Source organism: Photobacterium nomapromontoriensis, from assembly GCF_050336815.1.
GTDB lineage: Bacteria > Pseudomonadota > Gammaproteobacteria > Enterobacterales > Vibrionaceae > Photobacterium > Photobacterium nomapromontoriensis.
On sequence record NZ_JAKJSL010000038.1, the window covers coordinates 45,532 to 57,830 of the forward strand.

General features: G+C 47.1%; 9 protein-coding genes. 1 reads left to right on the forward strand and 8 read right to left on the reverse strand.

Translation table 11 applies throughout. The features are described from left to right. Nucleotides 1–11 precede the first annotated feature (11 nt). The 7 genes from L4D12_RS16490 to L4D12_RS16520 form a co-directional block, all read right to left on the reverse strand. Complete coding sequence (locus L4D12_RS16490) at nucleotides 12–314, reverse strand: DUF6172 family protein (RefSeq protein WP_428448938.1); 303 nt, start codon at nucleotides 312–314, stop codon at nucleotides 12–14. A gap of 373 nt (nucleotides 315–687) precedes the next feature. Then, complete coding sequence (locus L4D12_RS16495; protein WP_428448939.1) at nucleotides 688–1,662, reverse strand: ChaN family lipoprotein; 975 nt, start codon at nucleotides 1,660–1,662, stop codon at nucleotides 688–690. Between the two features lie 131 nt (nucleotides 1,663–1,793). After that, nucleotides 1,794–2,612, reverse strand: coding sequence for a 23S rRNA (guanine(745)-N(1))-methyltransferase (gene rlmA, locus L4D12_RS16500; RefSeq protein WP_428448940.1), 819 nt, complete (start codon nucleotides 2,610–2,612; stop codon nucleotides 1,794–1,796). Between the two features lie 145 nt (nucleotides 2,613–2,757). After that, entirely contained in the window at nucleotides 2,758–4,029 is a 1,272-nt protein-coding gene (locus tag L4D12_RS16505; protein ID WP_428448941.1) for a sigma-54-dependent transcriptional regulator, read from the reverse strand. After that, nucleotides 4,016–6,382 (reverse strand): ATP-binding protein, encoded by a 2,367-nt coding sequence (locus tag L4D12_RS16510; RefSeq protein WP_428448942.1) that lies wholly within the window; start codon nucleotides 6,380–6,382, stop codon nucleotides 4,016–4,018. The genes L4D12_RS16505 and L4D12_RS16510 overlap by 14 nt, the downstream gene beginning before the upstream one ends. Continuing rightward, the gene (locus L4D12_RS16515; RefSeq protein WP_428448943.1) at nucleotides 6,366–7,643 is read right to left on the reverse strand and encodes an ABC transporter substrate-binding protein; all 1,278 of its coding nucleotides are present in this window, start codon (nucleotides 7,641–7,643) and stop codon (nucleotides 6,366–6,368) included. Before L4D12_RS16515 ends, L4D12_RS16510 begins: the two co-directional genes overlap by 17 nt. A gap of 363 nt (nucleotides 7,644–8,006) precedes the next feature. Continuing rightward, the gene (locus L4D12_RS16520) at nucleotides 8,007–8,507 is read right to left on the reverse strand and encodes a YfbU family protein (RefSeq protein WP_428448944.1); all 501 of its coding nucleotides are present in this window, start codon (nucleotides 8,505–8,507) and stop codon (nucleotides 8,007–8,009) included. 658 nt (nucleotides 8,508–9,165) lie between these two features. On the opposite strand from L4D12_RS16520, the gene L4D12_RS16525 reads away from it, so the two are divergent. After that, complete coding sequence (locus L4D12_RS16525) at nucleotides 9,166–10,416, forward strand: NupC/NupG family nucleoside CNT transporter (protein WP_428448945.1); 1,251 nt, start codon at nucleotides 9,166–9,168, stop codon at nucleotides 10,414–10,416. 91 nt (nucleotides 10,417–10,507) lie between these two features. Here the strand turns inward: L4D12_RS16525 and L4D12_RS16530 are convergent, their stop codons facing one another. Further along, nucleotides 10,508–12,262 (reverse strand): formate--tetrahydrofolate ligase, encoded by a 1,755-nt coding sequence (locus tag L4D12_RS16530; RefSeq protein WP_428448946.1) that lies wholly within the window; start codon nucleotides 12,260–12,262, stop codon nucleotides 10,508–10,510. Nucleotides 12,263–12,299: the final 37 nt, after the last annotated feature.

Here is a 12,299-nt window from a genome sequence, read left to right on the forward strand (position 1 = left end):
GTATTGACCAATTATTCGTCGTCAGCTTCGATACGCTTCTGACGAGCAGCAGGCTTAGCGAGGATCTCTAAATAGAAAGAGGTTAGGGCCAGAGCTTCGGCTTCATCAATACATTTATTGATTTCCTTAACGTGAATGACCTTTGCTTCCTGCTCGGTATGACCAAATCGACAGTCAAAATCCCAATAGTCAGCGCCAGTTGGTAGCGTTTTGTTACGCTCACGCTTCAGGTATTTCTTCACTTCATATTTTACGGCTTCAACAACGCGTGGAACCGCTTTTTTAGGGTGAGTTAAAGCAAATGTTTTTTTCATCGTTTTCCTAAGTTCAAAAAGGCCCAGAACCTGCTGGGCACGGTGTGTATGTTACTTCAAATCTACGCTTGTCGCGAATATCTAATGACGCTGGATTTAACTAAAACACCCGTTGTGGTCAGTTTGCTCTTTACTGAGGACTGTACTGAATGCTAGTGGAAGGAAGCTTAATAGGAATAATACCAATGTTCAGGTGTGGGTCAGGCGTGGTGGGGGATAATGGTTTTGTACCGAAAGGTATAAAAATACTAGCCTTTGCTATCTCTCGCCCCCACAAGCTTGGCCGCCGGTGGGGGCGTTTGCTTTTCTCTTTGTCATCTTCGCTTTTCTTTGCCTCTTATAGAGATTCATACCTTATTATTTCTTGTAGTCATTACGGGTAGCAGGTTACCCCGTGATATTGATGAAACAGCGTTTTCATTGCCGCATCCATTTCTGCCTTATTAATATAACTGGTAGGCATTGGTTGGATGGTAAAGGTGTAATCTGGTGCATGATCAGTCAGTGGTGATTGTGCCGTTACAGGGGTGATCATCTTGATATTAAGATTGGGGTTGCGGCTGTGGATCCGAGAGGCAATACCCAGCCCTTCGATAACATGAAAGCGTCCCGCGAGATGGATGATCTGCTTGTTCGGGAATAATGCTAAATAGTTGACGATGGATTCTGCCATGGTGTCATCCCAAGCTGTCTGTGCGGCAAACTGACGGTGTGTTGTGGCTTCATCGCCGTGATGCATTGAGGCATAAAATCGCTGATGGTAGGCATCAGCGCTAAGGGTGAGTTGCTCAGCAACCCATTTTCGTTCGGTGTCCGGCAAGCGAGTAAGATAGCCAGCCCCTTCTTTGCCAATACAGCGAACAATTGATTTTGGCGCATTAGATGCAATAACATCCAAATGCTGCTGTTTGGCAAATTCAACGAGCGGGCGATAGTCACTGCTGTAGTTGGGCCAAGCATGTCCTTTTTTGATCAAGGTTTTTTCACCGATCTCACTGGCGAGATATTGGTTGACGATATGTTGTTTATCTCGGGTGAATTGTTCCATTGAGAGGGTGATTTTCGGGTTTTGTGCATGCAGAGCCGCTAATAGTTGAGCTTGTAATAAATGTGCGGCAGGGTGTCCGTGCCATTCGCCAATTAGAACGACATCAGCATCCGCTAATGCTATCGCGAGCATATTCAGATTGATGACGGTATTATCCGGCGTATGCAGAGTGTAGTCATATAAAGTGGGGGCTATTGGGGGGATATTGTTATCCGGGCGGGAATGCTCAGAGGTCAGGTTTTGCGGATGTGAGCAACCGAGAAGTAGACCTGTAAGCCCAACCAAACCCCATTTTTTCATTGAAGATTCACCACACTACTGAGCTAACACGAAAGGTAAGTATAGCCTTTCATGTGGTGATTTTCTTGATCCTCAAGCGATCTCAATATACTGATATGATTAGGTTGAGGTCGTTTGGAATATACAAGGGGCTAAGCCTGACGACGGTATACCCGGATGGAAAAATCAGCCTCGCAGTGGAAATCGGTGCTGGCGGCAAGTTGCTGCCATACTGTATCGCTGGTTTTCCAAGCGAACGGGGTCATCTGCATCAGGGCGGTAGCTTCTGCACCTGTCAGGGTCATGGCGTAATGCTGCTGGGTGTCATCGATCAGCTCGAAGCCTTCAATCGTTTCACCTTGCATATCATGCAGGTGAACATTGTCATAAATGAGTTCTTTCAGCTGGTAAAGGTGACGCGCGGCCGGAGTGACGGTGACAATAATACCGCCTTCTTTGACAGTGCGTTGTAGCTCATCGGCCTTGCAGGGGGCGTAAATACGAACAACACCATCCAGTGATTGGTTGGCAAAGGGAAGACGGTGGCTTGAGGCAACACAGAAATGGCATTGCGGATAGCGTTTTGCTGCATACCGTACCGCGACTTTTGAAATATCAAGGCCGTGCACTTCAAGTGCTGGGTGAGACTGTAATGCATTAGCAAATGCGGATGTGTAGTAGCCTTCTCCGCAGCCGATATCGAGTAACTGTTCCGCATTATTTGGCAGGTATTGTTCCAGTTTGCTGACAACGGTATTGCGCAATGGGAGGTAGTGATCCGCTTCTAGAAACAGGCGGCGAGCCTGCATCATTTCCTTGTTATCACCTGGGTTTTTGGAGCTTTTGTGATGGGCTGGCATCAGGTTGACATACCCTTCCTTGGCCTGATCAAACTGGTGGTTGTTGTCACATCGCCAGGTTGTATCTCGCTGGCTAAGTTGCTGGTGGCAGAGGGGGCACTGATAATTCATGGTGAAAACCGGATGCTGATAATATGACTGGGCATTGTAAACGGGCGCTCTATGCCCCTGCAAGCTAGCATATTGAGGTAATTGGGGGATAAAGAAGAAAAAGCCAGCATGGTAGCTGGCTCTTGACGATAACGGCGTTCACTAATTAACTGCGAACTTTGTATTCTGCTTTATCGAGATTGTGCTTCTTCATTCTCAGATACAGTTTTTTGCGTGGGATCTGCAGGTAACTGGACACATCGTTGATCCGGCCTGCAAACAAATATAGCGCATCCTCGATAACCTGTTTTTCATAGCTATCTACCAGATCATCCAACGGGCTACTCATATGCTCGAGTGGCTTGGTCCGATCTTGTCCGGTGAGTTTGACGATCCCAATCGCATAAAGCTCGGCGACATTTTTAAGCTCAAGGACGTTTCCATGCCATTCATGGCGGTTTAGGGTATTGGTATAAGCCTTATCAATCGATGGTACGGCTTTGTTGAGTTTCTGGCAGCTTTGCTTGAGAAAATATTTAAACAAAGGCGTAATATCACAGACGCGTTGGCGCAGTGGTGGCAACTGGAACCGCACCTGACTGAGGAAATAGAACAGTTCAGGCAGTAGGGTTTCATTCTCGACTAAGGCTTCAGGGTTAACCCCAATAATGGCCAGTACCCGTACCTCTTTGACATTCTGTCGTTCTTGTTCAAGCAAAAAACGGCACAGCCACTGCTGGGTTTCCATCGGCATGTCTTGCGGTTGATTGAGGCTCAGGCTACCGCTTCGCGCCGAGATCATTGCCCGTTGGAGATCCGCGGTACAGCTAATTGCTTGACCTTGGGTCGCGACAAAAGGACCTTTACTCAGTGGGCTGTGCTGATGCAGAAGCTTGGTGACAGTATGACGGCCACTGCCATTTTCCCCTTCGACCAGTACATCTTTTGATGTCAGGGCTATCTGGGTGACTTTTTCCCGTATTTTAACAATCAGTGGGCTATCACCCAGTAGCACTTCGCTGGCGGACTGGTTCATGGCAGTACGCTGTTCAACTTTCTCTTTGCGTACCGGTAGATGTTTATCCAGCAAGGCTAAAAGCTCTGCGGGTTGCAGGGGTTTTTGGAGAAAATCCAACGCACCGCGCTTCACGGCATCAACGGCCATTGGTATATCTCCGTGGCCCGTGATCATGATCACAGGGAGTTCTGCATCGAGATTTTTGACTTGCTCGAGCAACTCCATCCCACTTAGCCCAGGCATATACATATCGGTGACGATGACTCCAGGCCAGTTGCGATGTAACAAGGAAGTGACCAGTGTAGGATCGGTAATCGCTTTGACTTTATACCCTGACATTTCCAGCAGTTGATGATAGGAATCCAACACATCTTGGTCATCATCAATGATTAAAACTTCAATATCGTTATTCATTATCATAATTTTTTAACTCCAACACGACCATGGCACCACCCTGAAGGTTTGATGCGAGAAGAATATCACCATCAAAGCGGTTCATGATCGACCGGCAGATGCTCAGGCCTAGACCTAGACCGACCTCTTTTGTTGTGGTAAACGGGATAAACAGTTTTTCAATAATTTCAGCGGAAAATCCAGTGCCGCTGTCGCTCACTGCGAGTCGGCGATGGCCAGCCTCACAGCTAAGTGATTCGATAGTGATCAGCCGCTCTTCACAGCCTGCAACGGCATCGCAGCTATTCACTAGCAGATTAACCAGTACTTGCTCAAACTGTACTTGATCGGCAAGGCAATCCACGGGGTGGGTTAGTAGGCTAGAGATCGTGGTTTGTTGCACTTTTGCTCTACTCTCGACAATCATCAGCGCCTGTTTCATCGAAGCCTGAATGTCGACTTTTTTGAGTGGGCTATCCGCGGATTGTTTTTTCGAGAAGCTCTTGAGGCTGGCAATGATCCGTCCCATCCGTGACGATAGATTGTCTATTTTATCTAAACTGGCCGAGAGCTGTTCTTCTCTTTGTTTGCTGAGGGCCAGTTTAGCGGTAAATACATGCGTGGAAATTGCTGACAGCGGTTGATTCAACTCGTGAGCCAATGATGTCATGGTTTGCCCGACCACCGCCATTTTGGCGGCTTGGATCAATTCGTTCTGGGTGGCTCTGAGATCCGCTTCGACCCGTTTACGGTCTTCAATTTCACCTTTGAGCTGACGGTTACGCCCCGTAAGTGTATGGGTTTTTTCACGCACCATCTTTTCCAGCCAACGTGCGGCATTTTCCTGCTCGGTGATATCTGTCATGGTGATGATCACTTTGTCGAGCACCCCTTGCTGAAAGAGGCGGAAATCAAGACGCAGGTAAAGACTTTCATTATTGTCCAGTTGCTGCTTGATAGTGAGGTTACACCCACGCTGGTGGATCAGCGGACTACTTTTGCTAAACAGAGACTGTAGTCGAGGTTGCATGGTGGTATTGAATAGCTCCCAGAGGGCTTTATTTTGCGGCATATCAATGCCGTTAAACAGGGTTAGAGCACTGGGGTTGACTGATTCGATTGTACCGTTGAGATCGCAGGTGATAATACTGGCCTGAGTATTATTGATCAGATTAAGGGCATTACTTTGCTGCATTTCTTGCATCTGGCGACAAAAATGGCGCAAATTATCCCCCAGTAGGCCGATTTCATCGTTACCTGAGACTTGAATGGTAGCGTTATGCTGGTTATTGGCCACGGCATAAAGATCTTGCGACAAGAGATTCAGTCGTTGGACGATACCTTGGCCCACGAGATAAATTGAGATCATCACGGATAGAAACAGTGTGACGATCATCATGCCAGATAAAATGAAATTACTGATAACAATAGCTTGCCGCGTTTTTTCATTTTGGGCATTGAGTGAGGCATCTTCTTGCTCCACCATGGTTTGTATGAGCTCTTCCTGATAGGCCAATTGGCTCTGGATCTGGGATTGAAAGCGGGTTATCTGTTGGTGAAGATCGTTATCTTTGAGTAGCTGGACCTCCAATTCTCCGCCAGGCTCTACTAGGCTGATGAGTTCTTGCAGCAACTGACGATAGGATGCGGTTGATGAATAGTGGCTGAGGTTATTACTCATATTGCTGACTTCTTCGGTCTTATAACCGATGAAGTAGAAGGCGTTATTGATATCCCGATCTTGGCGTTGGCGGATAATCTCTTGCACCAATTGATAGAGCTCGTTTTCTTTAATCGTGATGGCTTGAAGCAGAGAAAATTCAGTCATCACATCATTTATTGTGCTGGAAATGATGGCATTCGGTAGCATACGGGTAAGCTGCCATTCTACCTCTTGGCGGATCGGCGTCAGCTCATCAATCAAATCTTGATGCAGCCAAGTGATATTATTTTCTGTCTGCGCAAGCACAAATAAGTGGGTATTTCGCTGATAAAGCAGGTCTGAATAAACTGTAATGTCATTGAGTAGGGTTTCGTGTGCTTTTTTTATGGCATCATGAAATTGCAGATTGGCAGTCTGTGCGATAGCGGCGTTGATCTTAGCCAGCTTATCATTGATGGTTTGTTTCAAATCTGCGTACATGACGGGGTCGGTGTTGTTGCCTAATAAGTTTAGTGCCACTTGCAAGCCAGCCGTGTTTCGCTCGAGCTGATAGCTCGCGCGCAGGGTCGGCATGTTTTTATCAACCATGGTCTGAATTTGTTCATCCAGACTTCCCCAGTTGACCATAGCGATCACGCTGACGCTGATGGTTAAGAATGCCATGAAAGTAATGGACGCAATTAAGCGGTTACCAATGGTATTACGGCGTGGCATCATGAGCGCTCCTATACTCATGGGCATTGAGCAGTTGCTCGCAAATGGTGATTGCTTGTTCTAGCTGCTCTGCCATCAGTTGACGCCAGAGCTTGGTATATTTCATCGTTTCCACATCGGATCTTGCCATGGTAATGGCCGTCAGTAGCTGGGGATCTTGTGCTTGCACTTTTGATACCGGCGGGGTGGAGGCTAGTTTTAATGCTAAATTGAATTGGCGTGTTTCAGCCTGGGTTAAGTGGTTGAGTTTTTTAACCTTATGGATCAGTTGCCAAGCCTGATTCAGGCGGATAAGTTGCTGGTTTATCGTCTGTTCGAACAGTTGTTTGACTAAGGTAGAACGTTGATGCATCAGTTGCAGATTGAGTGGCGCAACTTCAAACGGCTGGTTTATCGTCTGATTGAGGGCATGTTTATTCATCGCACTGGTCGATAGGGATTGCTGTACCTCATCAGAAAGCAGGAATTTGATGAATTCGATGCTGTGCGTCGCTTGGTTGATATTCTTTATCGCGGCGACATAGCTGGGCATCAGCGGGCTGTTATTTTGGTATGAGAACCCAATGAAAGGAAAAAGTTTTTCACTTTCGTACGCATAGCTGTCAATGATTGGACCTATTCCCGCCAGACCACGGGCAATAGTATCGGCAACGCCATAACTCCGTGCCGATACCGATGATAGGTTTCCGCCAATTTGGAGCAATAGTTGCCAGCCATATTTCCATCCATGTTGCTGTAAAATATTTTCAACCATCATGTGGGTGGTACCAGAGCGGGCGGGGCTACTCATGACTAAATGACGGAAATATAGCGGTTCAGTCAGGCTTTCCCAGTTTGTCGGCTGAGGTAATTGATGTTTCACCAAATAGTCACTGTTCCACATTAAGCCATAGCCTGAATAGCCAAAAATAGCGACGTTCTTTAGTGTGTGCTGCATAAATCGCTGTTGTTGGAAGCTGGAATCGTAGCTGAGTTCATTGAGTGGTAACAAGGTTCGCTGTTCATTTAGAGCGTTAAACAACGATAAGGTTGAAGAAAGCACTATATCAATATCATGGCCGTTTTGGCTGAGCAGTCGCATACCTGAAATGACTCGTCGATGGATGACACGAAAATGGGTTTCAGGGTGGTGTTTTTTGAATGCAAGCAGCACGGGTTGCAAGGCATCTTCGGTAAACGTTGTCAGGATCACCAACTGATTGGTAGGTTTCGCTAAGCAGGATGCTGAAAAAAAGACAACTGCAGCAAGAAGTAATCTCATCATAAGAGTGACTGCCAATCAGGAATGAGGATTTTATACTCGTAAAAATGCCAGAATAGTAGTGAAACTTAGTAATATTAACCTGAATTATTAATAGGTTAGTGGTTTTTGTGTTTTATGGTGTCAAGCTGGGTTATTTTTGACCCATAACACAGTTGCAGAATGGGTGGGATCACACTTTTCATTCGGATGGTGAAAGATACGGTTTAGGGGGGTAAAGACTAAGTGCTAATCGATATTGTCAGTGTGAGGCAAGAGCATACATTGATCTTGCCACCACGTTCCTCTGCGACCGCAATAGGCGGGTTCAGAATAGGCACTGAAATGTGAAAATTGAGGCCGCTTTGCTATCAATACACGGGGCGATCAAGCGTTCTGGATTTGCTGGATCTCAGAGGCTGACAGGTGGTACTGACGTGGGCAATTTCGCCATGTTTGCAGCATGCGTTGATATTTATCCAGCATTGCGATTTGGCTGTTAAATCGATGCTCTGACATGTCAAATTGTGGGTAAAGACCTTCTTCTTCGATCAGGAAGCGCACATAATTGACCTGCTGGGCTTCCGTTGCTGCATCAAAGCCAAGGAATTGTAGGCGGCGTTGATCAACGTGCTTTTGATTCTCCTCAGATAGCATTTTGAAGGACTCTTGCATTGCGTGGTACATTTCCATGAAGTCAATGATTTTACGGCATTCTTGTTCTGGTAAGTCACCAAAGTCTTTATTCAATTCTCGCATCTGAAGGCCGTAACCTCGCTCGACAATGGTTTGTAGGCGGCGGTACTTAGCGCTGTTTTCGGGATCCATCTGTGCCATTAAGTAGTATTGGTTCGACAGGATCAGGCGCTGTGCATTAGTCATTTCCATATTCTGAAGCCTTAAATTATATATTGAGCTGACATTGAGATTATCAGTTTAATAGTAAAAAAAATTGATCTGGCACGGCTTGACCCGCTTTTTTGTGTACGGAAAAATGTGTTTTTTTGCGCTGAAGCACACTTTTGATGGGGTACTGGATTGACAGAAAGACACAACAAATAAAGTATCGTCTACCTCGCCGAAATGAACATATTGAGTTAACTTAGCTCTAACATCGCCCATTTTTGAATAATCGTATTTGTTGAATATCTACTCAGCTGGTTGCTGTTATTGGCTTTAGTCTGTGAAAAACCTTGCAGTTATCGATTAAAGTTTTTACTCTGCGCCTGCTTTATTGCACGTCATATTCGTGCCCACTCGCATATTGCGCGAGAATCCCCGTTTTTTTCATTTATGCGAACAAACGCCGCCAGGAGGCAAGGATTCAAAGCAGAGGGAAACCGAGTGCATTGGGTGTTGGTATCTAGGCTATTTTAGGTCTGTTATCAGCAGAGGTGTACCATAGGTAGTACCCCAAGCACTTTGGATCTGACGGTGAACCACAATGGGCTCATCATATTGTTCGAGACTAAGTGTAGGTACTGCTGGGACTGCTGTTTATTTTTCGTAATGAAATGCACAGTTCTTCTGTATTTAAGAGTTATATATGCAAGTTTTATCTGGCGTTATCGGTGTTTTAGTGCTGATTGGCCTCGCGTACCTTCTATCTGAGCATCGTGCTCGTATCAATTGGCGTACTGTACTAGGCGCGCTAACTATCCAAGTGAGCTTTGCTGCCATTGTGCTTTATAGCACCGTAGGGCGTGAAGCGCTGTCTGGCTTTTCTGACGTTGTTCAAAGTGTGATTAATTACAGTAATCATGGCATTGACTTTCTGTTTGGCGGGCTTGTGTCAAACAAAATGTTTGAACTGTTTGGTGGTGGTGGTTTTGTTTTTGCACTGCGTGTATTACCCGTTGTGGTGTTCTTCTCCGCATTGGTGTCGGTATTATACTACTTTGGCATCATGCAATTTATCGTCAACACACTTGGCCGTGCACTATCTCGTGCATTGGGTACCAGCCGTCCTGAGTCTATTTCTGCAACTGCAAACATTTTCCTCGGGATTTCTGAAGCACCGTTGACTATCCGTCCTTACCTTACCTTGATGACTCGCTCGCAGTTTTTTGCGGTAATGGTTGGTGGCATGGCTTCTGTGGCAGGTTCCGTGCTGGTTGGTTATGCACAGATGGGTATTCCATTGAATTATTTGCTTGCCGCTTCCTTTATGGCTGCGCCTGCGGGTCTATTGATGGCAAAGCTGATTATTCCTGAAACCGAAACCGTTGATGATGCGGAGTTGTCTGCCGCTATTGCTGATGACCAACCCGCCAATGCGATTGATGCTGCGGCACAAGGGGCATCACAAGGTATGATGGTGGCGATGAACATTGGTGCAATGCTATTAGCCTTTGTTGGTTTGATTGCGCTGATCAACGGTATGTTAGCTGGTATTGGTGAGTGGGTAGGCATTCCATCGCTGAGTTTGGATGTGATTTTTGGCTATTTATTCTTGCCATTGGCCTATATTGCTGGGATCTGGGATTTCGATGCTGCGCAGCAAATGGCGGTGTTGTTCGGCACGAAAACCACCGTGAATGAGTTTGTGGCATTTTCTCAGCTTGCACCTATGATTGCCAGTGGTGCGCTAGAGCCTCGTGTTGAAGCTATCATGGCATTCTCATTGTGTGGTTTTGCTAATCTGGGTTCAATTGCCATATTGCTGGGCAGTATGGGAGTGATGGCACCTTCTCGTCGTAATGACATTGCAACCATGGGGATGAAAACTCTGATGGCAGCAATTCTAGCTAACCTGTTGAATGCAGCGGTGGCGGGTATCTTCATCAGCTTGGCGTAATTGCTGATAGGTATCAAGAAAAACGCCAGCGATTTGCTGGCGTTTTTTATGGGGATTAGCGTTTGAGTGTCGCAGCTTTGATGTCAGCTGATCAGCTCAGGCCAATGATGTTGCCATTGGCATCAATATCTAATGCCATATAAGCGGGTTTTTCAGGTAGACCCGGCATAGTCATGACGTTGCCACACAGCGCATAGATAAATCCCGCCCCTGCACACAGCTTGAGCTCTCGGATCGGAACGATGAAGTCGGTCGGAACGCCTTTCAGGCTCGGATCATGGCTGATTGACGCAGGGGTTTTCGCCATGCATACCGCAAGGTTTTCATAGCCCTGTGCTTGGAGCTCAGCCAACTGCTGCTTGGCCTGCTCTGTCAGTTCAACGCCGCGACCACCGTAGCCGACTTCGGCGATCGTCATCAGTTTTTCTTCCAGACTTTGTGTTAATTGGTATAGCGGTTTGAAGTGAGCGGGTTGCTGGCAGGCTTTGATCACCGCTTGAGCCAACTCGGTCGCGCCTTCACCTCCCTTGCTAAATGCTTCACTGATTGCTACATCGACATGCGTTGAGAATGGGGTTGTTTCAATCATATCTTTCAGTTGATTCAGCTCCTCATCACTGTCTTGCGGGAAGCGGTTAATCGCGACAACCACCGGCACACCGTATTTAGCCGCATTATTAATATGCCATTGTAGGTTGGCAAAGCCTGCTTTCAGTGCTGTTGCATCCGGTTCAAAAATTGCCGCTGGTAGCGATTGGCCTGGGCGAAGATCGTACAAGCCAGAGTTGGCTTTCATACCTCGCAAGGTGGTGACCACAACGGCGCAGTCAGGCCCTCGACCTGCTTGTTGAGCTTTTATATTACAGGCTTTTTCAAAGCCCATATCAGAGCCGAACCCACCTTCAGTGATGGTGTAGTCTGCTAACTTCAGGGCAATGCGATCGGCAATAATCGATGAGTTACCATGGGCGATGTTGGCAAAAGGACCAGCGTGGATCAGTGTCGGCACCCCTTCGAGTGTTTGCATCAGTGTTGGCTCAATGGCTTCACACATAGTCACAGCCATCGCTCCGGCCACCTGAAGATCCTCAGCCGTGATAGGTTGGCCATCAATATTATAGGCGAGCACGATACGGCCAATACGTTGGCGCATATCAGCCAGATCTTTCGATAGGGCAAGAATAGCCATGAGCTCAGAGGCGGCAGAAATATCAAAGCCATCTTCACGCTCAATGCCATTGATGTCTTTGCCGGGTTCATTTTTACCGACGGTGATCATACGCAAGGCCCGATCATTATGATCCATGACCCGTTTCCAGACGATACGCTGGATATCAATGCGCAATGCTGGCAGCCCGGTTTTCTCGGTAAAGCCAGCATAGCCGTGACGTTCTTCGTGATAGAGACGAGCATCAATAGCCGCTGCCGCCAGATTATGAGCGGCAGTAACGGCATGAATATCACCCGTCAGATGCAGGTTCAGCTTTTCCATCGGCGCCACTTGGCTATAGCCGCCGCCAGCGGCACCGCCTTTAACACCGAAGACTGGGCCCATGGACGGTTGGCGGATACACGCCATTACGTTTTGGCTGAGTTTGGCTAGGCCTTGTGCCAAGCCAATCGTGGTGACGGTTTTCCCTTCACCAAGAGGGGTAGGGGTGATTGCCGTTACCACCACCAACTTACCTTCTGGTTGTGTTTCAAGGCGTTTGAGAATAGAAGGTTTGACCTTGGCTTTCAGGGTGCCCTGTGGGGTGAGATCGTCAGCAAGGATACCCGCTTGCTGTGCGATCTGTTCGATAGGGGTGAGTATGGTCTCACGACAAATTTCAATATCACTTTTCATGGACGCCCATAACCTCTCATTGGTGGCTTGAGATATA